The sequence below is a fragment of the Psychrobacillus psychrodurans genome (assembly GCF_050209195.1).
GTDB classification, from domain to species: domain Bacteria; phylum Bacillota; class Bacilli; order Bacillales_A; family Planococcaceae; genus Psychrobacillus; species Psychrobacillus psychrodurans.
Genome location: NZ_CP189791.1, coordinates 481,439 through 508,007, shown reverse-complemented (window position 1 = coordinate 508,007; position 26,569 = coordinate 481,439). Strand labels below are relative to the sequence as shown.

Annotated in this window: 24 protein-coding genes; 11 read left to right on the top strand and 13 right to left on the bottom strand. The window is 36.9% G+C overall.

All coding sequences use genetic code 11. The features are described 5' to 3' along the window. Positions 1-27: 27 nt before the first annotated feature. Both ACQCPR_RS02520 and ACQCPR_RS02515 read right to left on the bottom strand, forming a co-directional pair. Complete coding sequence (locus ACQCPR_RS02520; RefSeq protein WP_427138074.1) at positions 28-1,113, bottom strand: threonine aldolase family protein; 1,086 nt, start codon at positions 1,111-1,113, stop codon at positions 28-30. Between the two features lie 68 nt (positions 1,114-1,181). After that, a complete protein-coding gene (locus tag ACQCPR_RS02515) occupies positions 1,182-1,898 on the bottom strand; it encodes a gamma-glutamyl-gamma-aminobutyrate hydrolase family protein (protein WP_090564823.1) in 717 nt (238 codons plus the stop codon). Between the two features lie 164 nt (positions 1,899-2,062). On the opposite strand from ACQCPR_RS02515, the gene ACQCPR_RS02510 reads away from it, so the two are divergent. Together ACQCPR_RS02510 and ACQCPR_RS02505 are read left to right on the top strand one after the other, a co-directional pair. Further along, positions 2,063-2,941: an SDR family oxidoreductase gene (locus tag ACQCPR_RS02510; RefSeq protein WP_427138073.1), complete on the top strand. Its 879-nt coding sequence runs from the start codon at positions 2,063-2,065 to the stop codon at positions 2,939-2,941. Positions 2,942-3,152: 211 nt separating this feature from the next. Next, complete coding sequence (locus ACQCPR_RS02505; RefSeq protein ID WP_139175966.1) at positions 3,153-3,272, top strand: YjcZ family sporulation protein; 120 nt, start codon at positions 3,153-3,155, stop codon at positions 3,270-3,272. 206 nt (positions 3,273-3,478) lie between these two features. Here the strand turns inward: ACQCPR_RS02505 and ACQCPR_RS02500 are convergent, their stop codons facing one another. Further along, entirely contained in the window at positions 3,479-4,318 is an 840-nt protein-coding gene (locus tag ACQCPR_RS02500; RefSeq protein WP_427138072.1) for an aldo/keto reductase, read from the bottom strand. Positions 4,319-4,335: 17 nt separating this feature from the next. Further along, the gene (locus tag ACQCPR_RS02495) at positions 4,336-5,526 is read right to left on the bottom strand and encodes an MFS transporter (protein ID WP_427138071.1); all 1,191 of its coding nucleotides are present in this window, start codon (positions 5,524-5,526) and stop codon (positions 4,336-4,338) included. Between the two features lie 185 nt (positions 5,527-5,711). Here ACQCPR_RS02495 and ACQCPR_RS02490 point away from each other — a divergent pair, with 185 nt between their 5' ends. Then, complete coding sequence (locus ACQCPR_RS02490; RefSeq protein WP_090564834.1) at positions 5,712-6,083, top strand: winged helix-turn-helix transcriptional regulator; 372 nt, start codon at positions 5,712-5,714, stop codon at positions 6,081-6,083. Positions 6,084-6,234: 151 nt separating this feature from the next. Here ACQCPR_RS02490 and ACQCPR_RS02485 read toward each other — a convergent pair whose 3' ends face one another. The 5 genes from ACQCPR_RS02485 to ACQCPR_RS02465 all read right to left on the bottom strand — a co-directional run bounded on the left by ACQCPR_RS02485 (position 6,235) and on the right by ACQCPR_RS02465 (position 14,561). Next, positions 6,235-7,629: a SpoVR family protein gene (locus ACQCPR_RS02485; protein ID WP_090564836.1), complete on the bottom strand. Its 1,395-nt coding sequence runs from the start codon at positions 7,627-7,629 to the stop codon at positions 6,235-6,237. Next, a complete protein-coding gene (yhbH, locus tag ACQCPR_RS02480) occupies positions 7,629-8,786 on the bottom strand; it encodes a sporulation protein YhbH (protein WP_340878888.1) in 1,158 nt (385 codons plus the stop codon). The genes ACQCPR_RS02485 and yhbH overlap by 1 nt, the downstream gene beginning before the upstream one ends. Before the next feature lie 1,087 nt (positions 8,787-9,873). Beyond that, positions 9,874-11,769, bottom strand: a complete 1,896-nt coding sequence (locus tag ACQCPR_RS02475) for a PrkA family serine protein kinase (protein ID WP_090564841.1) — start codon at positions 11,767-11,769, stop codon at positions 9,874-9,876. Between the two features lie 115 nt (positions 11,770-11,884). Next, positions 11,885-13,807: an ABC transporter permease gene (locus ACQCPR_RS02470; protein ID WP_427138070.1), complete on the bottom strand. Its 1,923-nt coding sequence runs from the start codon at positions 13,805-13,807 to the stop codon at positions 11,885-11,887. Continuing rightward, positions 13,794-14,561 carry an ABC transporter ATP-binding protein gene (locus ACQCPR_RS02465; RefSeq protein ID WP_427138069.1) on the bottom strand — a complete coding sequence of 256 codons (768 nt, stop codon included), beginning with the start codon at positions 14,559-14,561 and terminating at the stop codon, positions 13,794-13,796. The genes ACQCPR_RS02470 and ACQCPR_RS02465 overlap by 14 nt, the downstream gene beginning before the upstream one ends. 175 nt (positions 14,562-14,736) lie before the next feature. Here ACQCPR_RS02465 and ACQCPR_RS02460 point away from each other — a divergent pair, with 175 nt between their 5' ends. Together ACQCPR_RS02460 and ACQCPR_RS02455 are read left to right on the top strand one after the other, a co-directional pair. Then, positions 14,737-15,408 carry a response regulator transcription factor gene (locus ACQCPR_RS02460; protein WP_090564847.1) on the top strand — a complete coding sequence of 224 codons (672 nt, stop codon included), beginning with the start codon at positions 14,737-14,739 and terminating at the stop codon, positions 15,406-15,408. Continuing rightward, positions 15,405-16,430, top strand: coding sequence for a sensor histidine kinase (locus tag ACQCPR_RS02455; protein ID WP_427138068.1), 1,026 nt, complete (start codon positions 15,405-15,407; stop codon positions 16,428-16,430). The genes ACQCPR_RS02460 and ACQCPR_RS02455 overlap by 4 nt, the downstream gene beginning before the upstream one ends. A 479-nt stretch (positions 16,431-16,909) precedes the next feature. On the opposite strand, the gene ACQCPR_RS02450 is transcribed toward ACQCPR_RS02455, so the two are convergent. Beyond that, on the bottom strand, positions 16,910-17,788 hold the full coding sequence (locus ACQCPR_RS02450) for a DUF4349 domain-containing protein (protein WP_427138067.1): 879 nt from the start codon (positions 17,786-17,788) through the stop codon (positions 16,910-16,912). 196 nt (positions 17,789-17,984) lie between these two features. Here ACQCPR_RS02450 and hutU point away from each other — a divergent pair, with 196 nt between their 5' ends. The 6 genes from hutU to ACQCPR_RS02420 all read left to right on the top strand — a co-directional run bounded on the left by hutU (position 17,985) and on the right by ACQCPR_RS02420 (position 24,056). Further along, complete coding sequence (gene hutU / locus ACQCPR_RS02445; protein WP_427138066.1) at positions 17,985-19,652, top strand: urocanate hydratase; 1,668 nt, start codon at positions 17,985-17,987, stop codon at positions 19,650-19,652. A gap of 5 nt (positions 19,653-19,657) precedes the next feature. Next, positions 19,658-20,917, top strand: coding sequence for an imidazolonepropionase (hutI, locus tag ACQCPR_RS02440; protein ID WP_427138065.1), 1,260 nt, complete (start codon positions 19,658-19,660; stop codon positions 20,915-20,917). A gap of 49 nt (positions 20,918-20,966) precedes the next feature. Further along, entirely contained in the window at positions 20,967-22,493 is a 1,527-nt protein-coding gene (gene hutH, locus ACQCPR_RS02435) for a histidine ammonia-lyase (RefSeq protein WP_427138064.1), read from the top strand. A 226-nt stretch (positions 22,494-22,719) separates the two neighbouring features. Continuing rightward, positions 22,720-22,893: a hypothetical protein gene (locus ACQCPR_RS02430; protein WP_340878879.1), complete on the top strand. Its 174-nt coding sequence runs from the start codon at positions 22,720-22,722 to the stop codon at positions 22,891-22,893. A 25-nt stretch (positions 22,894-22,918) separates the two neighbouring features. Further along, positions 22,919-23,134: a hypothetical protein gene (locus ACQCPR_RS02425; protein ID WP_090564861.1), complete on the top strand. Its 216-nt coding sequence runs from the start codon at positions 22,919-22,921 to the stop codon at positions 23,132-23,134. A gap of 787 nt (positions 23,135-23,921) precedes the next feature. Next, complete coding sequence (locus tag ACQCPR_RS02420; RefSeq protein WP_090564863.1) at positions 23,922-24,056, top strand: sporulation histidine kinase inhibitor Sda; 135 nt, start codon at positions 23,922-23,924, stop codon at positions 24,054-24,056. A gap of 116 nt (positions 24,057-24,172) precedes the next feature. Here ACQCPR_RS02420 and ACQCPR_RS02415 read toward each other — a convergent pair whose 3' ends face one another. From ACQCPR_RS02415 to ACQCPR_RS02405, 3 genes are all read right to left on the bottom strand, one after another. Next, complete coding sequence (locus ACQCPR_RS02415; protein ID WP_090564865.1) at positions 24,173-24,376, bottom strand: alpha/beta-type small acid-soluble spore protein; 204 nt, start codon at positions 24,374-24,376, stop codon at positions 24,173-24,175. 99 nt (positions 24,377-24,475) lie between these two features. Further along, positions 24,476-25,270 carry a VLRF1 family aeRF1-type release factor gene (locus tag ACQCPR_RS02410; protein ID WP_427138063.1) on the bottom strand — a complete coding sequence of 265 codons (795 nt, stop codon included), beginning with the start codon at positions 25,268-25,270 and terminating at the stop codon, positions 24,476-24,478. A gap of 183 nt (positions 25,271-25,453) precedes the next feature. Beyond that, positions 25,454-26,548 (bottom strand): DUF871 domain-containing protein, encoded by a 1,095-nt coding sequence (locus tag ACQCPR_RS02405; protein ID WP_427138062.1) that lies wholly within the window; start codon positions 26,546-26,548, stop codon positions 25,454-25,456. Positions 26,549-26,569: the final 21 nt, after the last annotated feature.

Genomic DNA, 26,569 nt, shown 5'->3' with positions numbered 1-26,569 from the left:
TGTAAGTTATTAGGTTTTATTCATCAATTATTTAAGCTTAACTTGAAGTAATTGAAATACTTCTTCTAATTTATCTTTTGGTATGGAATTGTATTGATCTCCAATACTCACCTCAAAACTATAAGTAGATTGGTTTGTCTCTTTGAGATAACTAGTCAAACCTACTCCAGTTTTGTAGTAAACTTCTTTAAGTACTGCTTCTAACTGCTCCTTTGGTCGAGTTATGTGTACATGGAACATGTTAGATACGGGAACAGTAGGTTTAGTTTGGATGGAAGGGCATGAATTAAATAGCATCGCTAACTCTATTGCATTTTCATAGTATAGCTCCATTTTTGATATTCTCTTATCAAAGTAATAACTAGAGCTTAAGATATACGGATACAGACTTATTAAATCTCCACCATGACGACGCTTCCAGACTTTCGATTGTTGTGTAAACTCTTTGTCCCCTGCAAGAATAGCTCCGGCTAGTCCTCCAATTCCTTTATAAAACGAAATATACACACTATCAAAAAGACCACAAATTTCGGCTGCAGATTTCTGATAATGCGGAAGAATTTCAAAAAGTCTTGCTCCGTCTAAATGCAATCGAATCCCGTTTGCTTTACAATACTCGGAGATTTCTACAATAGTTTTGTAGTCAGGGAGCTGTCCCCCAATTTCTCGCTGAGGCAGTTCTAATAATAGACAGGCTATATCTTGATCTAAATTCAGGACATCCTCTAATCCTATTAAGCCTGCTTCATCACCAAGTAAAACTGTATCAATATGATGCAATTCCTTTAAACCATCTTCTTCATGTATTTCTAAATGGCTTAGTGGATGGTACGCTACTTTCTTAACCCCTTTTTCGTCGCACCAAATTCGTAAGGCTATTTGTTGAGCCATTGTACCACTTGGGAAGAATACTGCAGACTCTTTCCCTAAATACGTAGCCATTTTCTCTTGAAAAGACTCAATGATTTGTCCTTTTCCGTATATATCGCTTTCTTGCTCTCCATCTACCTGTTCAAAGACTTCTTTTATAACTTGCATATTTCTTTTTCCATTTCCAGCTACTTGATACTTTGTTTGTTTAAACGCTTCCACTAAAGAAATACTTTCATTCATATTCTCTGCCTCCTGATATTTAGGAATTATCTATTTATTTTAACACTCCAAGAGGCAAATTATTGGTATTATTTATTCTTGCGTTCTATAGCTGCATCTATATAGGCTTTAAAAATACGCTTTGAAGGCTCGTCACCATCAATAGCAAATTCTTCTGGGTGCCATTGAAAGCCAAATACGAAACTATGGTCCTTACTTTCTAGACATTCAATGATTCCGTCTGCTGCTTTTGCAATTATTTCTAAGCCTCTGCCTACTTTATTGACTGCTTGGTGATGGAATGAATTTACTTTAAATTCTTCCTCCTGCAGAAAGTCATAAAGTCGGTTATCCTTTTTCAGTTTTACAGGATGCGATCTATGCGTCCGAATTGCCTTTTGTAAATGTTGCATTACTGGTTCTTCTCGCTGTGAATGAATGGATTGGTAAAGCGATCCGCCCTGTACAATATTTAACATATGTAAACCACGACATACCCCAATATAAGGTTTATCTAAATCCAACATTTTTTGAATAAGCTTATATTCCATTTCGTCTAATTGGGGTGTAATCTGCTTTAAGTGCACATGAGGAACTTCGTTGTAATAACCTGGATCAATATCCTCTCCCCCTGTAACAAAAAGTCCATCTAACCGTATACTCAATTCATCTATGTCTTCCTCTGGTACTAGAGGGATTAATATTGGAATTCCACCGGCTTGTATAATCGCATTTGCATAAACTGGCGGCATAAAATAACATCCATCCTCTAGAACTTCTGTTGTGATCCCTATTATTGGTTTCATTTATTTTCTCTCTCTTCTCTTTTCATAAGTATATTCTCTCTCTATATACCCACTTATAAATTTCCAGAAACGTAACGGACTATTCGGACAAATGAAGAGTTTTACGTTTGTTTTTATGTATCTAGGGAATAAATGTAACAATCAAGTTAAAGGAGGAATTCATAATGGCAGATAAATATGAAGAACTAGACAAAAAAGTTCCAGGTCAAACACAGCAACAGCAACCAGGCATCGAAGAGGAAATGACTCCACAGCCTATTTTTGATGACCAAAATTATAAAGGATCAGGCAAATTAACTGGAAAAGTTGCCTTAGTTACAGGTGGAGATAGTGGAATAGGGCGCGCAGTGTCTATTGCATTTGCTAAGGAAGGTGCAAATGTTGCTATTGTCTATTTAGATGAAAATGAGCAACAAGATGCAGAAAAAACTACAACGCTTATAGAAAAGTATGGTGGAAAAGCATTAGCAATCAAAACCGATTTGAGCGATGATGAAAACTGTCAACAAGCAGTGGAGCAAGTGATTCAGGAATTTGGACAACTGAATGTGTTAGTTAATAATGCTGGTAAGCAGTTCCCAACGCAAGATTTTCTAGCAATCTCCCCAGACCAATTGCAGGAAACCTTCTCTACTAATATTTTTTCCATGTTTTACTTATCCCAGGCCGCACTTCCACATATGAAAAAAGGCGATACTATCATCAATACTTCTTCTATCACGGCCTACAATGGTTCACCTGAGCTAATCGATTACTCTGCCACAAAAGGAGCAATAACCACCTTCACGCGTTCCTTGGCATTGAACTTAATCGAAAAAGGTATTAGGGTAAACGCAGTGGCACCTGGTCCTATTTGGACGCCACTTATACCCGCTACATTTGATAAAGAGAAAGTGAAACAGCATGGTGCAAATACGCCAATCGGTCGTCGTGGACAGCCTGCGGAGAATGCACCATCCTATGTATTTTTAGCATCCACTGATTCCAGTTATATGACCGGCCAAACGATTCATGTAGATGGTGGAGATTTTGTAGGGTCTTAATTAGGAATTATAAATTCAGCGCTGATATTAGCTGTTGATTGTAAAATAAATAAAATGCTCAGAGTTTTTTCTCTGAGCATTTTATTCTTTATTTTACACATCTACAATTACAGTTCATTTATTTCCAAATATTTTTTTACCTTGAAGCCCTGATATTATTTAAATTTATTAATACTCTAATAATATCTTAAAGAAAGAAGGGATGATTAATATGTCAGGAAATGATGGTGTTAGTGGATACGGTTCCGGTTTTACACTGATTGTTGTGTTATTTATTTTGCTTATTATTGTGGGAGCTGCTTTTGTTGATGGTTACGGTGGCGGTTACTAATTCGAATAGTTGCAAATCGCAAACTAGTTGCTTCAAATCGCTAGATGCACCTATTAAACCCCAAGTAGAGGACTTCAAATCGCTATTTCCACTTGGATAATCGCAAGATGTTTAACTAAATCAACTATTTTTGTATATGCAAAAGACGAGATTCTATAAAGGAAGAATCTCGTTTTTTATTGCAAATATTTAGTTTTATAATTAAATTAAAAATCAAAGTTATCTGGATTTGGTCCTACTCGGTGATTTTTATTCAATTGATTAATTTGATCCATGTCCTCTTTTGTTAACTCAAAATCAAACACATCTGCATTTTCTATAATGCGATGTTCTTTCGTAGATTTTGGAATTGTAATAACATCGTTTTGGAGATCCCAGCGCACAATAATTTGAGCTACAGACTTTCCATGCCTGGATGCTATTTCTTGAAGTTCTTCATTATCAAGCAACTGTCCCGCCATTAGTGGAGACCACGCTTCTAATTGAATGTTTTGCTCCTTACAGAATTTTTGTAATTCTTTTTGTGTCAAACGTGGATGATACTCCACTTGGTTCACCATGGGATTAATTTCAGCATCCATCATTAACTCTTCTAGGTGGTGGATTTGAAAATTACTTACACCAATCGCTTTTACACGCCCCTCCTTGTAAAGTGTTTCTAGAGCTTTCCATGCTTCTTTAAATTTGCCTTCTACCGGCCAATGAATTAAGTATAAATCTAAATATTCTAGACCAAGTTTTGCCAAGCTTTCTTCATAGGCAGCAATCGTTTCTTCATAACCCAACTCGGAGTTCCATACTTTCGAGGTTATAAAAAGCTCCTCTCTAGCAACATTTCCCTCTTCTATACCTTTTCGGATTCCTTGTCCCACTCCGACTTCATTTCCATAAATGGATGCTGTATCGATGCTACGGTATCCATGTTTAATAGCAATTTTCACTGCGTCTATTAATTCTTGTCCATCCTCAACTCTAAATACCCCGAGTCCTAACAAAGGCATTTCTACACCATTGTGTAATGTTTTTGTAGATTTTAAATTTTTCATTTTTAATTCCTCCAATATTAATTATTGTGTTGGTCTTTTCTCTCTAGCATTCGACTAATACCGGTTAAGATAGCTGCAAGCATTACCATTATCGCTCCAATCCAAGCAGTGTGGATGAGGCCGAGAGAATCAGCAACAAATCCTCCTAAATAAGATCCAATCGCAATACCAGCGTTAAAAGCAGCTATATTCATTGCAGAAGCAACGTCAACTGCACTTGGAACAAATCGCTCTGCTAGCATTACTACATATACTTGCAGTCCTGGAACATTCATAAATGCAAATAACCCCATTAAAATGATGGTTATTAACCCTGCTACTTTAAAAGGAGCTGTAAATGTTAATAGAAACAGTACAATTGCTTGTATAATAAACATATAAAAGAGTGAGCCAATCGGGTTTTTATCCGAAAGCTTCCCGCCAATCATATTTCCAATTGCAATTGCAATCCCATAAATAAGTAAAATTACTGCGATAGTTCCTTGTTTGAATCCCGTTACAGACTGTAGCAATGGTGATAAATACGTGAAGACGACAAATGTCCCTCCATAACCAAGTGCTGTAATTATTAAAACCAATAATAATCTACCATTTGTAACAAGCTTTACTTGATCTTTTAACGAGGTCCGTGTGCCTTTCCGTAAATCAGATGGAATAAGTATGCTATTTGCTATAAACCCTACTATTCCTATAACGACAATTGCCACAAAGGCGAAACGCCAACCGAACTGTTGCCCAAGGAAAGTACCAAAAGGGACACCTGTAATAGTTGCCACGGTTAATCCTGTAAACATTATAGAAATTGCACTTGCTCTTTTATCTTCTGGCACTAAGTCAGCAGCTATTGTCGAACCGATGGACATAAAAACACCATGTGAAAATGCAGAAATGATACGTGCAATTAAAAGCACTGTTACACTAGTTGCCCCAGCAGCAATTCCATTACCTATTATAAAAACTATCATTATCCATAGTAGTAAGGATTTACGTGGCATCCTAGAAGTAAGAGATGTTAATATTGGTGCACCTATTGTTACACCTAGCGCATATAAGGAAACGGTTAGTCCAGCTGTAGTTAGTGATATATCCAAATCGTTAGATATTAGCGGTAACAACCCAACACTAACAAATTCTGTCGTTCCTATTGCAAATGCGCTTACTGCTAATGCTAGTAATGCAAAATTACTCCTTTTTTTATCTGAAGTCATTATTTCTCGACCTTTCTTTCGAATTCTGTATAAATATAGTCCATGAGACCAAAACATATTGTAATTCTGCCGGCAAATGTTATTATGGTCCATAGTCACCCAAAAGAAAAGTACGCACTTTAAAGTAATATAGGCACCATAAAGTTATATAGATACTTTTTAGTACCTATAAAAGGAGAAATAGTATGAAACAAAAGAAGTATAATATATCTGTAGAAGCAACATTGGAAGTTATTGGTGGTAAGTGGAAATGTGTCATATTATGTCATTTAACACACGGAAAAAAGCGAACGAGTGAATTGAAACGACTTATGCCTGACATCACTCAGAAAATGTTGACACAACAACTAAGAGAATTAGAGGAAGATGGTGTTATAAACAGAATTGTCTATAACCAAGTACCACCCAAAGTAGAATATGAACTGAGCGAATATGGTTCAAGCCTTGAAAGTATATTAAGTGCGCTCTGTACATGGGGAGAAGTGCATATTACAAAAGTGTATGGAGATAAATTTTCTGTATTAGAGAATAGCATCTTGAACGAAAACTTGAAATAAAAATGCAAAGCACTCTTCTCTAACGTGAATATTGCGTCCAAGTAGAGAATCCCTTAGGAGAATCACAGACTCTTTGCAGAAAGTAGCCTTCTGATTCGAAAATTCTTTTTATAAAAACGAGATTCTCTATATAGAGAATCTCGTTTTTATCTTACATATTCATTTTAGATACTTTTTTTCCATCAAATGTATATAAAACCTGTTTTCCGTCGACTACAGTTTCCATATGAATTGTTCGCCCCCATAATTGGTGAATATATGGGAGAACATTTTCCAAATAGTGAGGATCTAGTTCTGTACCTTCATACCCATGATGTAAATACAACTCTCCAAGCCTCATATAGTCCCCATTTTCTACTACAATATAAGGAAAGCTTCCATTCACTCGCATCGACACGAGCTGATCACGGACATTTTCATAATCCTTATCAGTTATTTCATAGTTGCCATTCTTTTTCTCAAATAAATATAAATCTTCCTTTTTCACTAAGTCCTTTGTTAAGTAATTACGAATAAAAGATATATCTGATTCTATTTCTCTTACTTCAAACATTTTTTCTCTGCCAGAATTAGGTTCTATTCCTAACTCCTTCATTTCCTTTGTTGGATTATTATATCTCATTTCTATATCCTCGAAAATTTTCACACCTAAATAATATGGATTAATGCCAGTTTTGGAAGGTTGAACGACATTCGCATTCAATTTGGCAAATTCGATTGTTTCATCACTCGTTAAATCCATTTCTCTTAGTATTCGTTGGTGCCAATAGGAAGCCCAGCCTTCGTTCATAATTTTTGTTTCCAATTGTGGCCAAAAGTAGAGCATTTCCTCTCGCATCATTGTTAAAATATCTCGTTGCCACTCCTCTAACTCACTGCTGTATTCCTCTATAAAAAGGAGTAGGTCTTTTTCGGGTTTTGGAGGAAATTTTTTTCTATAAGGAAGAACCAATCTTGTTTTATTTTCTCTACGATCCAAATTCCATAAATCATCATAATCTGTTTTTTTTACGACCTCTTCTTCTCCCTCATCCTCATAAACTGGTAATTTAGGTCTCATAATGGATGGGTCGATGTGCTCTTGGATAGCTAATACCGCATCTAAAAAGCTCTCAACCTCTTCTTTTCCATAAAGCATTTCATATGCTGCAATTCGTTCGGCGGTCGCTGTCATACTTTCCACCATATCTCTTCGTGTATTAGAGAAACGAACATTATGTTTGAAGAAGTCACAATGAGCGAGTACATGTGCAATAATAAGCTTATTTTGTATGAGACTATTTGTGTCCAATAAAAATGCATAGCAAGGATCTGAATTAATTACTAATTCATAAATTTGGCTTAGTCCAAAATCATATTGCATTTTCATCTTATGAAATTGTTTTCCAAAACTCCAATGGGCAAAACGTGTAGGCATGCCGTACGCACCGAATGTATAAATGATATCCGCGGGGCATATTTCGTACCTCATCGGATACGTATCGAGGCCGAATGCTGTGGCAATTTCGGTAATTTCCCCAATGGCATGTTGTAGTTTTCTCTCCATTACTTGACTCCCTTTTGAAAAATACTCTTCAGTGCTTCATAAACGTCTTGATTTTCTTTCAATACATAGTACCTAAACTTTGGATTTTCAATTTTTTTATAGGTGTTCATTAATGTGGAATATCTGCTATGGGCGTTTACCTCACCGTAGCCAAAAATACTGGATACTGCCATTAGTTCGTTCACAAGTTGAATACACTTGGCATTATCACTCGTCATATTTTCACCATCCGAAAAATGGACAGGATATATATTATAACGAGAGGGACTATACTTCTCTTGAATAAGCTCTAGTGCTTTCATGTATGCCGAGGAGCAAATCGTACCTCCACTTTCTCCTTTTGAAAAAAACGCTTCTTCCGTTACAACCTTTGCTTCTGTATGGTGGGCAATAAATTCAATTTCCACCGTTTCATACTGGGAGCGTAAAAACCTTGTCATCCAGAAGAAAAAGCTTCTTGCACAATACTTTTCAAAGTTCCCCATCGATCCACTTGTATCCATCATCGCTAAAACTACCGCTTTCGACTCTGGTTTTACTACTTCATCCCATGTTTTAAAGCGCAAGTCATCTTGGTGAATAGGCATTATCTCTGCCTTCCCTTTCATTGCATTTCGCTTAATAGCGGTCATGATAGTTCGCTTTTTATCAATATTGCCCATTAGACCTTTTTTTCGTATATCATTGAACGTAATATGTTCGGTTGTAATTTCTGCCTGTTCCTTTTCTTCTAAATTAGGGAGCTCCATTTGGTTGAAAAGCTCTGTCTCTATTTCTCCAATAGATATCTCTGCTTCATAGTAATCCTGACCTGCTTGATCACCAGCTTGTTTCCCTTGCCCTGCTTTTCCTTGTTCATCTCCTGAACCTTTTGCAATAACATCTCCTACTTGACTATCCCCATCACCTTGCCCAACATGCTTTGATGAATCATAGTTATACCTAATTTTATATTCATCTAGTGAGCGAATCGGGATTTTAATGACTTCTCGTCCATTAGACATAATGATATTTTCTTCACTGATTAAATCGGGCAAGTTGTTTTGAATCGCTTCCTTTACTTTCTCCATATGCCGCTGTTGGTCTTGGTGTCCCTTTCGATGCAAAGACCAGTTTTCCTGAGAAACGACAAATTGTTTTGCTTCTTTATTCTCCATTTTTCTCAACACCTACCTATTTTTTATCATATGCCCGTTTGTCATTCTTATTGCAGATGTAAACGAAAAATAAACTGATAAGAAAAAAGGCATCCAAATACCGAATAATCGGTTTTGGAATTGCCTTTTTTAAAAGAAAAAGAATAGTTGGGCAAAAGACATGCCTGGTCCTTTAAGAACAGAAACGTAGATATGCCGTTGATTGTAGCGAAGGACGGACGCTTTCCGTGGGCACGGCTTCAGTCGCTTCGCTTGCTCCTGCGCAAAGCTCGTCGCAAAAAAGATTTTCTCTACCGCTCAGTACAGAGTCTTCCGCTCGCGCTGTTCCCACTAGTGTCGCCGCTCTGCTTTCCAATCAACTAGGTCCACTTTATATAAAATGAATAGTTGGATATAAAACCACCTAAAAGAATCAATTTCATAAAGAATATTATATAGTTAAATCCGAACAACGCTGATTTCCGCTCTAGGCGGACGCTTTCCGCGGGCACGGCTTCAATCTCCTCGTCACTACGAAAACATATGCTCCTGCGGGGCTTTCAGCTCGCGCTGTTCCCGCTGGAGTCTCCGCCTGCCACTCCAATCAACGGGATCGCTTTTTGAAAAACGAATAATATATTGCGATATTAAGTAAACATTCGTATTTTTAAATGAAACAAGTAATTATGAAATCGACTCAAATATACATGTTCTATCTTCAAATAAGTAAAAATGAAATGGGCTCAGATAAAAGAAAATCCACTTTCTTCTTTCATTGTAAAATAGTATACCTACTCGGGCAGACGGTACTATCCTTAAATAACTTTGACTAATATTATCGTCTTAGCGTTTGGCTTTGCTAACTCATAATGTTTAGTACTATACATATATTGATATTCGTTACAGTTAGCGACTCCGACGGGATGAGTGAGACAGTTGAGTATCACAGCGACGCACTAGAGACGGTGATAGCTCATCGCTCATCGCTCCCCCCTCGGAAAGCGTCCACCTGAAACGGAAATCAGTAGTATCACTAAAAAGATCCTATTCTCCAAAAAACTATTATTCCTTATTAACTTCCTCTTTGTTATTTATCCTTCATCTGCGTCTATCGATTAAGTAAACTACCAACATATTTCAATAGTTCATTGGCTGACGTAGAGTTGTACCCATGTTCGTCTATTAATCTTGCCACAACTTCATTTACTTTTTTCAGATGCGCTTCATCTGGAGTCTTCGCTGAAGTCGTTATTTTCACGACATCCTTTAAATCTGCAAATAATTTCTTTTGGATGGCTTCACGTAGGCGCTCATGCGAATTATATTCAAAACGTTTTCCTTTTCTTGCGTATGCCGATAATCGGATGAGTATTTCTTCACGGAATGCTTTTTTCGCATTTTCAGAAATGCCAATTTGTTCCTCAATGGAGCGCATCAGTTTCTCATCTGGGTTCATCTCTTCACCAGTCAATGGATCTCTCATTTTGTTTTTATTGCAAAATGCCTCGACGTTATCCAAATAATTATTCATCAATGTAATTGCGGACTCTTCATATGAGTAGACAAATGCTTTTTGTACTTCTTTCTTTGCAATTTCATCGTATTCTTTGCGAGCAATTGCTATATAATTCATGTATTTTTCTTTGTCTTCATCTGAGATGGATGCATGCTGATCAAGCCCCTCTTTTAAAGAACGTAACACGTCTAGTGCATTAATCGAGGGAACTTCCTTTCGAATTATCGCAGAGGAAATACGGTTGATCACATAACGTGGATCAATTCCATTCATTCCTTCATTTTGGGACTCTTTCTTCAATTCCTCCACATCGATGTCATTAAAGCCTTCCACATTTTCGCCATCATATAGTCGCATTTTTTTGACGAGATCTATTCCTGATTTTTTGGGTATCTCAAGTCGCGTTAGTACGGAGAAAAATGCAGCTGCCCTTAATGCATGTGGAGCAATATGCACATGTGTCATATCACTTTCCCTAATCATCTTTTCATAAATGCGTTCTTCCTGACTCACCTTTAGATTATAAGGAATTGGCATAACAATAATACGAGAATGTAATGCTTCATTCTTTTTATTGGCTATAAATGACCGGTATTCTGTTTCATTGGTATGGGCTACGATCAATTCATCCGCACTGATTAATGCAAAGCGTCCAGCCTTAAAGTTTCCTTCCTGTGTTAATGATAGTAAATGCCAAAGAAATTTTTCATCCAGTTTCAACATTTCTTGGAACTCCATCATTCCACGATTTGCCTTATTCAACTCTCCATCAAAACGGTAAGCACGAGGATCTGATTCTGAGCCATATTCCGCTATTGTAGAGAAGTCTATAGAACCCGTTAAGTCAGCGATATCTTGAGATTTAGGATCGGAAGGTGTAAACGTCCCAATACCTACTCGTTTGTCTTCTGAAAAGAAAATACGCTCCACTATTACATCCTCGACTCGACCGCCGTACTCTTTCTCAAGCCTCATCGAGTTTAAAGGTGACAAACTACCTTCAATACGAATTCCATATTCAGCAAAGAAATCTTCCCGTAAATGCTGGGGGATTAAATGCAGTGGATCTTCATGCATTGGACAACCTTTTATAGCGTATACCGCACCTTCGTCTGTACGAGAATATTGTTCAAATCCTCGTTTAAGTAGTGTTACAATAGTCGACTTCCCTCCACTTACTGGCCCCATCAATAACAAAATTCGTTTTCGTACATCTAATCTTCTGGCTGCAGGATGGAAATATTCTTCTACTAATCGCTCTAATGATTCTTCTAACCCGAAAATCTCATTTTCAAAAAAAGTATATTGTTTTTTGTTATCTTGCTCAGTAAGTCCAGCATTTTTTATCATGCTATAAACCCGTGCGTGTGCCGTTTGGGCAACCTCTGGACGTTCCTTCACAATCGCTAAAAATTCTTCAAACGTACCTTCCCACTTGAGCTGGTTCTCTTCTTCTCGATAATTTCTTACTTTGTTTAAAATGTCCATGTTTCCCTCCATTCATGGGAGTTATTTATACATAGTATGAAGTTTTAGAAATTATGATACCTTTTTCTTTACACGAATAAAGCATCCCTTGAGAAATCCAGAGATGCTTTCATTATTATTTGTTCGCTATTTTATTGTATGTGTGGACTGTTAGAATATAATATCCGATATATATGACTATAAAGGCAGCCATTGCTGTCGCGATTGGAACTATTACATTTGCTCCAATAAGATCGGATATAAAGTTACTTATAAAATTTAATATTACACTACTATGAACGATGCCAACCGTTAGTGGCAATCCAAATACAAATAGAGTTTGCATATGAATGGTGTTACGAACCGCTCTTTTATTTACACCTATTTTCCGTAGGATTTCATAGCTTGTTTTTGTTTCATTGGCTTCTGTTAACTGTTTAAAATATATAATACTTCCTGTTGCAGCTAAAAATACAAGCCCAAGAAAACCAAAAATGAATAGAGTTAGCGCATTACCTTCTTTTCCTTCCTTATATTCAGTATAAAATGATGGATACACCTGAAAATCTTCCTTACCAACCAATTGATTGATTCTCTCAGAGGTTACCGCTGTCGATTTTTCCCCTTCTACTTCATATACCTTATATAATTTAGGCTTGATATCGTTTGCGATTTCCGTAAAAAATTCGTCACTCACAATGATATAAAAATCTGGATAATCAAAGGGCAGCACACTACCTTCTAGCATGTCTACAAATGTAAGCTCATGCATTTCGTCTGATAGGTGCAATTGTTCACCTTTAAAAAGAGAGGAATTATACTCAGTTAGCCTTGGCTTAATGGCTATAGCCTCATCTTCTGATAAGGACACGACCTCACCTGTCTGTAACGCTTTTACCACTTCATTATATGCTTTCTCAGGAAGCAACTTCATGGCGGTAGCTTCGTAGCTAAATGTAAAAGTCAGTTGTCCTTCTACCTCCACAATAGGAAGTTCCACTTTAGCAGTTATCGGATGTTCTTTATCCGCCTGTATAAGACTTTCTATTTGATCGTCGAGCTCACCTCCTTTTGACTGGTGGGAATAGCTAAAAGGTACCATTTCAAAGGAATTCTTTTCATTCCCATAGTATCCACTATAAGCTGCTCCAAAGAGACTGATTGTCACTGCACTTAATAATGCAATCATTGTAAATGTACGTGCATTGCCTTGAATTCGATGTAATAACTGAGATGTACCTATTAAGTTCGTCCCTTTGTAGTAACGTGCCTTATTTCGTTTGTACAATTTTAAAAGAGAGATAACAACGGAACTAAAAAACAAATGTGTTCCAATCACCATAGAGACTAACGCAATTCCATAATTGGCAAATATGTATCCTTCCGTTAATTCTTCCGGGAAGGATCTTAAAATAAGCCAGTAACTAACCACTAACAATAATAGTCCAAGAACTGTAGAGCCAATTGATACTTTTGGTGTCAGCTCTCCTTTTTTCGCTGCATGAAACAGCTCGACCAATTTAAAACGATAGATCAACCGATATCCTTGAATAGAAGTGATGATAATAATTATCAAAAACACTAAAATTGTTTGACCAACCGCTTCTATGGATATCCCAAACTCAATCTCTGCACTAGATCCCATCAGTTTGACTAAAATCATAGTAAATAGCTTAGAGAGCAGTGTTCCGAATATGATTCCAACAACTAAAGCCAACATACCCATTATAAAATTTTCATAAAAAAGCATTTTTCCGATTGTTTTCTTTTTTAACCCTAGCAAGGAATATAACCCAACTTCTCTTTTACGATTTCGTGTAAAAAAGGAATTCGAATAGAGAATAAATACAGCGACAAACAATAATAGCAATAGAGAGGATGCCATAAATAAAAAGTTCATCGTATTTGATAATAAAATACTTTGTTGTATTTTTTCATTGTATTGGAGGGATACAAAAGTAAAATAAATGATTATACTAAAAACCATTGATAGGAAGTAAACCAAGTAATTACTGAAGTTCCCTTGAATATTTTTCTTCGCCAAATCAAATAATGTCATTTGTACCGCCTCCAAGTGCGGATAGCACATCTAACACTTTTTGAAAAAATTCTTTTCGTGATGACTTCCCTTTTACAAGCTCTGTAAATAACTTACCGTCTTTAATAAATATTACACGCCCACAATAACTTGCCGCATAGGCATCATGAGTAACCATTAGAATTGTTGCTTGTTCCTGCTCGCTTAATTCCTTCAAGCTTTCCAGTAAATCAGTTGCTGACTTGGAATCCAATGCACCTGTTGGTTCATCTGCTAACAATAAGCTTGGTTTTGTAACAATGGCACGAGAAGCAGCGGTTCTCTGTTTTTGTCCCCCTGAAATTTGATATGGATACTTATCTAAAATTGCGGTAATTCCAAACTTTTCCGCTACCGCTTCAACCCGTTCTTCTAGTTTGATAACATCTATTTTTGCTAATGCTAACGGAAGTAAAATATTCTCTTTAACCGTTAACGTGTCTAGCAAATTGTAATCCTGAAAGATGAATCCTAATTTATCTCTTCTAAAGTTGGATAATTGCTCCTCATTCATATTTAAAATAGTAAATCCATCAATTGTAATTTCTCCAGAGGTTGGTTCATCAATTGTAGCTAGCACATTTAATAGCGTGGATTTACCTGCTCCTGAGGGACCCATGACTCCAACAAATTCACCTTCCTGTACAGTTAGATCTATTTCATCCAAAGCAGTAAATAGATTTCCTCTTGCTCCGTATGTTTTTTTTATTTTTCTTGCTTCTACTATCTGTTTCAATATTCCGCTCTCCCCTCCGTATTTTCAACATCTGTTTCTGATTTCATTTTATAATAAGCTACTATAATGCAAACTTACAGTATCCATAGGCTATCTTACAATTTCGTCATGACGATACTATTTACTTCTACTTTTCGTTACTATTAAATCAATATTAAATTACGGAGGTACTACTATGAAATTAATGATAGTGGAAGACGAAGTAACAATACGAAATCTATTAGGAGAAACGATTGAAAAATGGGGACACACTATAGTAAAGGTAGAAACGTTCGATAATATTTTACAGTTATTTATATCTGAAAGTCCTCACTTGGTTTTATTAGACATTAATTTGCCTACGTATGACGGCTACTTTTGGTGCAATAAAATAAGAGAAGTTTCAAAGGTGCCAATTATCTTCATTTCGTCTCGAACTAGTCCAATGGATATGATCATGGCGATGAACATGGGGGGAGATGATTTCATCCAGAAGCCGTTTGATACGGATGTACTTTCTGCTAAAATTAACGCACTCCTTCGCCGAACGTACTCCTATTTGGATTCGCAACAGAGTGTATTGGAACATGGTGGGGTAGTATTAAACCTTGACGATTGGGATGTATCATACGATACGGCTAAAACTTCTCTGACAAAAACAGAATTTACTATATTGAAAATGCTTATTCAGCACAAAGGGGCAATTGTCAGTCGCCATAAACTGATGCGAAGTCTATGGAAAGACGAAAATTTTGTAGACGATAATACGTTAACCGTGAATATTAATCGACTTCGAAAAAAACTAATGGAGCTTGGAAAAGATGACTTTATAACAACTAAAAAAGGGGAAGGATATATCATCCAATGAGCGTTTCAGAATATGTGAGGGATAAACGATACTTTTTACTTTTTTATACATGCCTAATGTTGTTTATATCAATGGTTATGTTGTTTAGTGAAAATGATCAATATAATTTAAGCAATGTTCTTTATATTAATATTAGCTGTGTCATTTTTGTTTGCCTGTATATAACGATTGGTTATTTCTATCGTAAAGCGTTTTTCAAGGGGCTAGTAGAAACGATTGAAAATGCAGAAGAACAGTTTGCCATCCTATTCCCTGAAGTGCAAACCAATCAGCAAAAACGTTTCCTAGAATTATTGAAAAAAATTCATCAAGACAATAGAAACCAATTACAGCATCTAAACGACGAAAAAAAGGATCAACAGGAGTTTATCCTATCGTGGATACATGAAGTAAAGCTACCGATAGCGGCAAGCCGTTTGTTAATGGAAAATAGCGAGAACAAGACAAAGGACTATCTTATCGATAAATTCGAGGATGAGTTAGACAAAATTGATAATTACGTTGAACAAGCACTTTACTATTCCCGTATCGATTCGTTCTCTACGGATTATTTCATTACAGAAGTAACGGCAAACCAAATTATAAAGAGTAGCGTAAAAAAATACTCCAAGCTGTTTATCAATAAAGAAATTCAGTTCCAAATGGATGATTCTACTCAATTTGTTCAAAGTGATAGTAAATGGCTTGGTTTTGTTATCGATCAAATTATTGCAAACTCCATAAAATATACAGAACGTGGCGGTAAAGTTGCTGTTCAATTTGAAGAAGACGATAGGGAAAAAAGAATAAGTATACTAGATTCAGGTATAGGCATTGCGACTGAAGATTTAAATCGTGTGTTTCAAAAAGGTTTTACAGGTTTAACTGGAAGGAATCAGCTTAAATCTACAGGAATCGGACTCTACTTAGCAAAACAATTAACACGAAAGTTAGGTCATACACTGTCCATTCAATCAGAAGAAGGAAAATATACAAAAGTAACAATTCATTTCCCTAAAATTAGGAACTATAGGGATTTATAAATTCCTTGGTATTGTTCAGCTTTGGTAGATTCGCTTTCCATCGTACATCCTTAGACAGTCAGGAAACAGCACCAGTTAATAAATGTAAAAATACTCCTTCCGCAGGTATATTAACATCAAGAGCTAATAGAGGAAATTTACTACCCGAATGTGTAAGTTACACAGATGTTAATAAACATAAAAAAACCGGTAAAAGACATGCACGGTACTTTAAGAATAGAAACATAGATATGCCGTTGAGTATAGCGAAGAGTGGACGCTTTCTGTGGGCACTGCCTCGCCCGCGGAAAGCGTCCACATGAAACGGAAATAACAGGATTATTCGTTCTTTAAAACCCTACGATCCAGTGTTTACAAAACATCTTTTTATACTTTCCTATCTCTTAAGAAAAAACAGGTAAAAGACATGCCCTTTTCTTTAAGTAACCGCTACTTTTTCTCGGAATCTAGGAATCCTCAATAGCAGAACTCCATGATTACTATCCTCTTACTTTTCTTCTCTTTATAATCCAAGCTACCACAACTATAATAACTCCTAAAAGTACTAGAACTGGTAAATTACCGATAACAAACACTATAATTCCCGAGCCTACCGATAACAGTGAATTTGTACTTGTAATAAATTGCTTTTTCGTTTTTTCCCATGTATTCAAGTCTTTGTTTTCTATTTCTGGAATAATGACACGCTTTTCATGCATAGTTAGTTCAATAGTGGAAAAGGATGTTTGGTTTTCTAAATAGTTTATTTTCCCCACTAGTACTTCTATTTCCTCTTGAATCTTTGCCAAATCAGTGGAAATTTTAAGTAGGTCCTCTGTTTTCTGAGCATCTTTCATAAATGCCAGTAAGCGTTCCTCCACTGCACGTTTAGATTTCACTCGAGAGCTTAGATCTACATATTGCTCTGTTACATCCTGTCCAGTTACATTTTTTTCTAGAACTTTGGAAGCTTCTGCCTCTGCTTCAGACAAAAATGTTTCAAAATGCTTTTCAGGAATTCGCACAACCATTTTCCCACTACTTGTTTCATCAGATTCCAAATACACATTGGACTCTACAATATAGCCATCATACTTCTTCACCTTTTGTTCCATATTATGCTGGGCTTTTTCTAAATCTTTTACATTTGTGCTTATTCTAGCCTGATGAATAATCATTCGAGTGCTAGGTGCCTCTATATCCTCTGTTGCACTCTCTTGTTGCACTTCCGCTTCTACACTTTCTTCTTCCGACTTAAATTCTGCCGAGTCAGAAGCTCTATCTTCCGAACTCATCTTAGCTGACTCTTCGTCTCCACTACAGGCTGCTAATAACACGAAAAAGCTTATGGTGATTAAGAATAACCACGATTTTCTCAAAATAATTGCCCCCTTATATATATCTGAATAATCAGACGTTTAATAATGGAAAGAGTTTCATTTCACCTAAACAGTACTCTAGCATGCTAATAAAGCACCCCGTTAGCAGATGAGAAATTTTTACTTTTTTCACAAAAAACCTTAAATATTTTAAAAATTTAGATAGAATAGAGGTAGAAATCGAGGAGGTATTTAAATGGGAAAAGCTAACGATAAGGTTATCCGATATAGAGGAACCAAATTAAATACGAAAGGTTGGCTGCAGGAAGCGGCACTTCGCATGCTTATGAACAATTTAGATGCGGAGGTAGCAGAGCATCCTGACGACTTAGTTGTTTACGGTGGTATTGGAAAGGCAGCTCGTAACTGGGAATCATTTGATGCAATAGTTCGCTCCTTAAAAGAACTTGAAAATGATGAAACATTGCTTGTCCAATCAGGAAAACCTGTGGCAGTATTTAAATCTCACATCGATGCACCACGTGTCTTGATAGCAAATTCAAATCTAGTGCCTGCCTATGCTACATGGGAACATTTTCATGAACTCGATAAAAAGGGATTGATGATGTATGGGCAAATGACTGCCGGCAGTTGGATTTACATTGGCTCTCAAGGAATTGTTCAAGGTACCTATGAAACGTTTGCTGAACTTGCTAAACAGCATTTCAATGGAACGTTAAAGAATACGATTACACTTACCGCGGGGTTAGGTGGTATGGGGGCAGCGCAACCATTAGCAGTTACGATGAATGGTGGAGTATGTATTGCTATAGAAGTGGATGAAACGAGAATAGATAGACGCATCGAAACACGCTATACAGATTTGAAAGCGCATACATTAGATGACGCAATTCAACTAGCAGAAGAAGCAAAGCTAGCTGGGAAACCTCTATCCATAGGGCTTGTTGGAAATGCTGCGGATATTTTACCTGAAATGATTGCTCGTGGTTTTACACCAGATGTATTGACCGATCAAACTTCTGCCCATGATCCATTAAACGGCTACATCCCTTCTCAAACGTCCCTAGAGGAAGCAATACTCTTACGCCAAGAAAATCCTAGCGAATATATAAAGCGCTCTAAGACCTCTATGACCGTGCATGTGCGTGCTATGGTCGAGTTAATGGATAAAGGTTCCATAACATTCGATTATGGCAATAATATACGCCAGGTGGCCAAGGATGAAGGGTTCGATCGTGCGTTTGACTTCCCTGGATTTGTCCCTGCTTATATCCGTCCACAGTTTTGTGAAGGCAAAGGTCCCTTCAGATGGGTCGCATTGTCTGGAGATCCTGAAGACATATATAAAACGGATGAAGTAATTTTACGCGAATTTAGCTATAACACACATCTATGCAATTGGATTAGAATGGCTCGTGAAAAAATCCAATTCCAAGGACTTCCTTCCAGAATATGCTGGTTAGGTTATGGTGAACGAGCACGCTTTGGGAAAATTATCAATGATATGGTTGCCTCTGGTGAATTAAGTGCTCCCATCGTCATTGGACGAGATCATCTAGATTCAGGATCAGTGGCATCTCCTAATCGCGAAACAGAGGCGATGAAAGATGGCTCAGATGCAGTGGCAGATTGGCCAATTTTAAATGCCATGATAAATGCTGTTGGTGGTGCAACATGGGTTTCCGTACACCACGGAGGCGGGGTCGGAATGGGATATTCCATTCATGCTGGTATGGTCATAGTGGCTGATGGAACAAAAGAAGCCGAAGCAAGATTAGAACGAGTCCTCACTTCAGATCCAGGTATGGGAATTGTTCGTCATTTTGACGCTGGATATGAGCTGGCAGAAAAGACAGCTCGTGCTAAAGGCGTCAATATTCCAATGATGGAAAAGGAGGACTAAAGCATATGAGTAATCCTGTATGGATTAAACATGCATCACAATTAGTTACCTTGGCTACCGAGCATAAAGGTCCACGAACGAAAGAAGCCATGAGTAAGCTGTCTATCATTGAAGATGGAAGTATATGGATAGAAAATGAATTGATTCAAGCTATAGGTACAACAGAGGAGTTGCAAAGAAAGTATGCAACTCGTATAGATGAAGCGGAAATCATTGATGCGTTTGGAAAACTCGTCACACCAGGACTTGTTGATCCTCATACGCATGTCGCATACGGTGGAAGTCGTGAGCGTGAATTTGAAATGCGTCTAGAAGGCGCCACTTATATGGATATTATGAACGCAGGCGGAGGTATCCATGCGACTTGTAGGATGACACGAGAAGCAACTGAGGATGATATCTTCGCCCAAACAAAGAAAAGACTAGACTCTTTTTTAGCTCATGGCGTTACTACTATAGAAGGAAAAAGTGGATATGGTTTAAATGTTGAAACGGAGATAAAACAACTTCGTGTTATGCAGCGATTGCAGACAGAACATTTAATAGATATTGTTCCAACTTTTATGGGGGCACATGCTGTTCCCGCTGAATTTAAAGGTAAAGAAGATGAATACGTTGATTTGATAGTGAATGATATGCTGCCCAGAGTAGCCGGTGAAAAGCTCGCTAAGTTTAATGATGTCTTCTGTGAAGTAGGCGTCTTTACCCCTGAGCAATCAAAGCGAATTTTAAAGGCTGGGAAGGCTCTTGGATTGGCACCTAAAATTCATGCAGATGAAATTGAACCTTATGGAGGAGCCGAGCTTGCGGCGGAAGTGGGAGCTATTTCTGCAGAGCATTTATTGAAAGCATCAGATAGCGGTATTGCTGCAATGGCCAAGCAAGGAGTTATCGCATGCCTATTGCCTGCAACAGCTTTGTATTTGCGAGAGAATCCTGCGAGGGGTCGCGAAATGATCGATGCGGGTGTGCCAGTTGCGATTTCAACCGATTGCAATCCTGGTTCCTCACCCACGACTTCCATGCCGCTTGTGATGAATCTAGCCTGTATTTCGATGAGACTTACTCCCGCTGAGAGCTTATGTGCGGCAACATACAATGCTGCCTGTGCTATTCAAATGGAGGATAAAGTCGGCTCTTTAGAAATAGGTAAACAAGCAGATATTGTGCTCTGGAACGTTCCAAATTACCAGCAATTACAGTATTTGTTTGGAGTAAATCATGTGAATAGTGTGTGGAAAAAAGGAGTAAAGGTGGTAGGTTAATTTTTTTGCTTACCTGCATTAATACAACTTAGAAAGAATGTGAAAAATCTTGATTAACCTAAAAGGAAACGGACTTACCCTAGAACATATGCGAGCAATTTTATATCAGAATGAACAAATCAAAATAGATGATTGCGCTAAGGAAAATGTTGTAAAAAGTCGCAAGGTCGTTGAACAGATTGTTGAAGCTGGTCACACCGTCTATGGCATCAACACTGGTTTTGGAAAATTTAGTGATGTGAGTATAAACGAATCTGATGTTCACGCCTTGCAATTACACCTTATTCGTTCCCATGCATGTGGCATTGGGGAACCTTTTGAGGAAGTTGTGTCACGCGCAATGGTAGTACTTCGTTTAAACGCATTACTTAAAGGCTTCTCTGGTATTCGTTTAGAGGTATTAGAGAGATTAACATACATGGTAAACAACCGTATTCATCCTGTAATTCCTCAGCAGGGTTCTCTTGGAGCTTCCGGAGACTTAGCTCCCCTTTCTCACCTTGCTTTAGTTTTGATAGGAGAAGGGTTTGTTTGGGACGGTGACCATCAAATTCCATCTCATAAAGTTTGGGAGAAGCATAATATAAGCCCCATTGTGTTAGAAGCCAAAGAAGGTCTTGCGCTGATAAATGGAACGCAAGCGATGACCGCTCAAGGAGTAATCAACTGGCTTGAATCTGAAACACTTGCCTATCAATGTGAATGGATTGCTGCCATGACAATGGAAGCTCTATATGGTATTACCGATGCTTTCCATCCAGCTATTCATGAAGCAAGAGGCTATCCTGAACAGGTGAAAGTTGCGAAAAGAATGCTCCAATGGCTTGAGGGCAGTCAACTAGTAACTAAACAAGGTGAAAAACGCGTTCAAGATGCTTACTCTATTAGATGTATACCGCAAATTCATGGAGCTAGCTGGCAGGTCCTGAGTTATGTAAAGGAAAAACTTGAAATTGAGATGAATGCAGCTACTGATAATCCGTTAATTTTAGAAGATGGAAAAGAGATTATCTCAGGGGGGAACTTTCATGGTCAACCAATTGCATTTGCCATGGATTTCTTAAAGGTTGCAATTGCTGAACTTGCAAATGTATCTGAACGACGAATCGAACGATTAGTTAATCCACATTTAAACGAAGGATTACCTCCCTTTTTAAGCCCAGAACCTGGATTACAATCGGGGGCAATGATTTTACAGTATGCAGCAGCAAGCCTTGTTTCTGAAAATAAGACCTTGGCCCACCCTGCATCAGTTGACTCTATCCCTTCTTCTGCAAACCAGGAAGACCATGTAAGCATGGGAACAATTGGAGCAAGACATGCCAATCAAATCATTCAAAATAGCCGTAAAGTCATCGCAATCGAAGCAATTTGTGCTGTGCAAGGAGTTGAATATAGAGGAAATATCCACATGTCTCCTCTTTTAAAGAACAAGTGGGAAGAAATAAGAGGGATTGTTCCTTCAATTACAGAAGATCGTGTTTTTAGTATTGATATAGAAAAAACGCACACATATTTAAAAAAGGAAACTGCTCTTAAGTTTCAAGCGTTCGAAAACAATAGAGATAAGTTTTGACCTTAAAAGGACCGGGCTTTTGCCCGGTTTTTCTTATGGCTATTTTACCAAGTTTAAGTTTTTGGGAGTCAAGTTGGAGGTATCTTTTTGAACTACCCTTTTGTTACAAATATATTAATAACATAACGAGCATATGTCATCTCCTAGAAGATGTTTACAACAGAATGCATCTGGGGTAAGTACTTACTAATACACAAGAAATAATTAGAAAATGGAGGAAATTAACATGATTAAAAATACTGTTGCAGGACAAAAATGGTGGAAGGTAGGTGCAGCTGCATTCCTATCAGTAGGTTTATTAGCAGGGTGCGGGGATGGAGAAAACGAGTCTGATGTAGATGATAATATGGAAGAGGATGTAGAGCAAGAGCTTGAAGAGGAAGATAAAGACGGAGAGTAAACTTTAACCTTAGGAGGTAATAAGTATGGCTATCAATTCAATCACAGGACAAAAATGGTGGAAAATCGGTACCGCAGCATTTCTAACAGTAGGATTATTAGCAGCTTGCGGGGACGATAACAATGATGATGACAATCTGGATGATAATCCCGTAGAAGAAGATGTGGATGTAAATATTGAAGACGATGAAAATGTTGAAGATAATGACGTCGAAAAAGATGATGTCGAAGATAAAGAATAACATGGATTAAGATCTTGAATATTATAATCATAAAAAGTCATGCCCCCACTATTATTGTGGAGGCTATGGCTTTTTATTTACATGGACAAGTTCCTTTCCCATTTAATTTGTTGCATTTTTTACACTTTTTATTAGATATACTATTCACTTCCTTTTACTGATTTACACCAAAATATGTTGTCATTGGATTGTCCTATTACACTCAATTTTCGACAAATGCAGTTAATAACTTCTGTGGATAACTTTATACACAGTTTAGATTACGCTATATCTAAATTAGTGTGAATAAAATAACCGTAATCCACATTTTATCCACCGAATATTGTGGATAAATATTTAGATATTAACAAGTTTCTCCTGGCTACATCAAAAACGGATTTTAAATTAGGGTTAATTTAGACAAAACTCAAAATAATTCTATTTTTTTCATAGAAAATGTGTTTTAGAACCTTTTTTATATTGAATTTTAAGGAAATGTTTCGACATAATTCGATTTTTTAATAAATGTGGATAACTTTATACACATAATTCACACTGATATATAAGAGCTTTTAACATCTATGAACAACTTATTAACATATTATCCACTTTTACCTGTGGATATCAGAACAGTTGTTCTTGAATTCAATATTTGTTAAATTAGTCTTATGAAAGATATCTAAAATTCTTATCTAATTGACGACTTATTAAACGCCAGTTTTGAACCTTTTAGTAGTTATACCAACTTACTCAAAAGCAGATACATATTGTTCCATTTTAATTAATAAAAACGGAGGTGCTAGGTTTTATGAGTAAAATGTCTGACGATCTTTTAATCGAGTCTTATTTAGAAGCAAAGAAATTAAAATTAAGTCCAGAATTTTTAGAACTATTAGAAACCGAAATTGCTCGCCGGTGCTTATCCATTAACGCAAGTTATTAGAAATTACCACTGACCTATGTATTGCAAAATTCATTAGCCACTACAAGCTTTGGGAATCTCCTCGGCTTTTTAAAGAACAGAAAAAGCCGGTGGAATTTTCCACCGACCAAATAATTTTAGCTAAATTGATTTCCGTTCATTTGTGATTGGGCTTGAGCTACTAAACGCTTTGTAATTTCTCCGCCAACGGAACCGTTAGCACGCGCTGAAGCTTCTCCTCCAAGTTGAACACCGAATTCTTGTGCGATTTCATATTTCATTTGGTCAAGGGCTTGTTTTACGCCTGGTACTAGAAGTTGATTTGAATTACTGTTTGGCATGTTGTTCACCTCCTTGTAAGCTTATATTGTGTTTTTTTTTATCATTTATACTAGTTAATAAAACAAGAAATTTTGGTAATATCTTTCAAGTGTTGTTGATTACTTTTCAAGTATTTGATGAATCACTTCATTCGCTTTACTATTGTTTAAATTTTTGTAAATACAGCTTGCTGGTGAATCCCTTAGTGTCTCGGTAAATGCATTCGCCATTTCGGCCTCTCCTGCTACATGAAACTCCCTCCACCCTCGTTTTTTCTTTAATTGTTCAATTGTTGTTCTCATCCCTTTATAAAAAGTACTTGCATTGGATCTATATTTTGTGTCTAATACAGCTGTTTTGCTATCTGCTGTTGCGCGTCTTCCTCGACTATCCAATTTAACTTTTTCATTCCATGTTTCGGATACCGGATCAAATTTAAATGTTACATCGTCCCTAACAAATCCTAATGCCGTGTCTAAAATTCGAACTTCTCCAAAGCTAGGCATGATTATACCCGCTTCTGGATATGCTTTATACATATACTCCAGTTGTTCTGTAACAGGGTGGTTTTCCCAATAGAAATTGGTTTTTACAGGTACTTGCACATAATGAACAGACCATAAATCATCATTTGCACTGGCAAAAATAACTGCCCCTTTACGTAACTCCAATGAATTTTTTTCCATTTCATTTTTTATTTTATCCTTTACATGATTAAATGCTTTTAATTCCTTTTCATCACCAGAAGCTTCTATATACTCTCCGATACGCTTCAAACCACTTTTTAGATGAATCCCCCAAGCACCATTTAGTTGCTCTGGATCAGCCGGATTTGTATTCAAATAAATACTCAAAACACTTCGATCTACACTTACGTAAGATTTTAATACTTCAATGTCTTTATTTATCGTCATAATACCTTCCTCCTTCGTCTAACTCTTCGTAGTATCACCTTCCATCAAAGGATTACACAGAAAAATAATGATTAAATTTTGTTAATTTGAAGAAGTATAAGGAGAAAACAAAAATCGAATGCTTGTATTAAAAATGGATAAAATAAAAAGATTGAGCATAAGATATGCCCAATCCCTTCCCTATCATAAATTATGTGACTTAATAAAACCAAACGACTCCCATGGTTCTATGCGTTCTAATAGAAAATGTTCATCCGGGACCACTTTCCCTACAATATTTGAACATCCAGAATTCGGCATAGCTTTTAGAGCTACCTGCAACTCACCTTTGTAACGGACATCCAAGTCGTTGTCAATCGTTACATCTCCTGTCATAATATCAGCTGTATTATGGGCTGGAAAGAAATCATTTTTATACTTTACTCTAGATTGCGTACTACGAATCACATATTCAGAAACGTCACCACGATTAAAATGTAATTCATTAAAAATCACTTTTTCTTCCAAACTTGTTGTTTGTGGAGACGTTACTACTGTCAGCTCTAGTTTACTGCGATTCAAACTACCTAATATTTTTAGTTCTTCCTCGGAAGCATACATATTTCCAATGATTAAGTCATCAATTAAACCAGTATGCCATAAATCTTTTGCCTGAACAGCAATTGGCAGATGACGATGTTCTTCTAATGTTGGTAAACCATGGAGTGTTACTTCCCAAGGACCAAACTTTGCATATTCAGAAGAAATCATTGCCGCTGTCCGAATATGATTATCTTTATATAGCTTTGAAGATTCCAAGAAATGCTTTTTCGAAAGCCCAGTATACTTTCTTGGATAAAAATTATGGCAACCGATGATATTTTCCCTGTTCGGCTTGTACGACAATATATTTTCTACATATTTCGTACCATTACTAATATTAAGCTCTACTTTCAAATTGGAAGCGTCCAGTGACATGAACGCCTCCTCTTGACCTGAGAAACCCATATCTAAGCGTAAAGAATCTAAATAATAATGTTCCTTTAAATAGCCAATATCTCTATAAGTTAGACCTAATTCTTCAAACACTTGCGGTGCAATATCCGCTGAAATATCAAAGCCAAGTTGTTGTGCAAATTGATTGATTTGTTGAAGTTTTTCTCTTTCCTCATTATTTTTCATAGACATTAAACAAGTAAAGATTCGATCAAAGCCATTCTTGTGCGCTAACACAATGTAACTTTGCATTTCTTCTATTGTACTATGTTGAGGATATATCGAAATTCCTAATCTTCTCATTTTGAATACCTCCGCTTACCA

Bases quoted from the DNA above. Each gene is read 5' to 3' on its own strand.
- ACQCPR_RS02515 (WP_090564823.1), bottom strand. From the start codon at position 1,898: ATGAAACCAATAATAGGGATCACAACAGAAGTTCTAGAGGATGGATGT.
- ACQCPR_RS02475 (WP_090564841.1), bottom strand. From the start codon at position 11,769: ATGGACATTTTAAACAAAGTAAGAAATTATCGAGAAGAAGAGAACCAG.
- ACQCPR_RS02490 (WP_090564834.1), top strand. From the start codon at position 5,712: ATGAAACAAAAGAAGTATAATATATCTGTAGAAGCAACATTGGAAGTT.
- yhbH (WP_340878888.1), bottom strand. From the start codon at position 8,786: ATGGAGAATAAAGAAGCAAAACAATTTGTCGTTTCTCAGGAAAACTGG.
- hutI (WP_427138065.1), top strand. From the start codon at position 19,658: ATGAGTAATCCTGTATGGATTAAACATGCATCACAATTAGTTACCTTG.
- ACQCPR_RS02405 (WP_427138062.1), bottom strand. From the start codon at position 26,548: ATGAGAAGATTAGGAATTTCGATATATCCTCAACATAGTACAATAGAA.
- ACQCPR_RS02500 (WP_427138072.1), bottom strand. From the start codon at position 4,318: ATGAAAAATTTAAAATCTACAAAAACATTACACAATGGTGTAGAAATG.
- ACQCPR_RS02520 (WP_427138074.1), bottom strand. From the start codon at position 1,113: ATGAATGAAAGTATTTCTTTAGTGGAAGCGTTTAAACAAACAAAGTAT.
- ACQCPR_RS02420 (WP_090564863.1), top strand. From the start codon at position 23,922: ATGAGTAAAATGTCTGACGATCTTTTAATCGAGTCTTATTTAGAAGCA.
- ACQCPR_RS02430 (WP_340878879.1), top strand. From the start codon at position 22,720: ATGATTAAAAATACTGTTGCAGGACAAAAATGGTGGAAGGTAGGTGCA.
- ACQCPR_RS02505 (WP_139175966.1), top strand. From the start codon at position 3,153: ATGTCAGGAAATGATGGTGTTAGTGGATACGGTTCCGGTTTTACACTG.
- ACQCPR_RS02460 (WP_090564847.1), top strand. From the start codon at position 14,737: ATGAAATTAATGATAGTGGAAGACGAAGTAACAATACGAAATCTATTA.
- ACQCPR_RS02485 (WP_090564836.1), bottom strand. From the start codon at position 7,629: ATGGAGAGAAAACTACAACATGCCATTGGGGAAATTACCGAAATTGCC.
- ACQCPR_RS02495 (WP_427138071.1), bottom strand. From the start codon at position 5,526: ATGACTTCAGATAAAAAAAGGAGTAATTTTGCATTACTAGCATTAGCA.
- ACQCPR_RS02470 (WP_427138070.1), bottom strand. From the start codon at position 13,807: ATGACATTATTTGATTTGGCGAAGAAAAATATTCAAGGGAACTTCAGT.
- ACQCPR_RS02410 (WP_427138063.1), bottom strand. From the start codon at position 25,270: ATGACGATAAATAAAGACATTGAAGTATTAAAATCTTACGTAAGTGTA.
- ACQCPR_RS02425 (WP_090564861.1), top strand. From the start codon at position 22,919: ATGGCTATCAATTCAATCACAGGACAAAAATGGTGGAAAATCGGTACC.
- ACQCPR_RS02415 (WP_090564865.1), bottom strand. From the start codon at position 24,376: ATGCCAAACAGTAATTCAAATCAACTTCTAGTACCAGGCGTAAAACAA.
- ACQCPR_RS02510 (WP_427138073.1), top strand. From the start codon at position 2,063: ATGGCAGATAAATATGAAGAACTAGACAAAAAAGTTCCAGGTCAAACA.
- ACQCPR_RS02455 (WP_427138068.1), top strand. From the start codon at position 15,405: ATGAGCGTTTCAGAATATGTGAGGGATAAACGATACTTTTTACTTTTT.
- hutU (WP_427138066.1), top strand. From the start codon at position 17,985: ATGGGAAAAGCTAACGATAAGGTTATCCGATATAGAGGAACCAAATTA.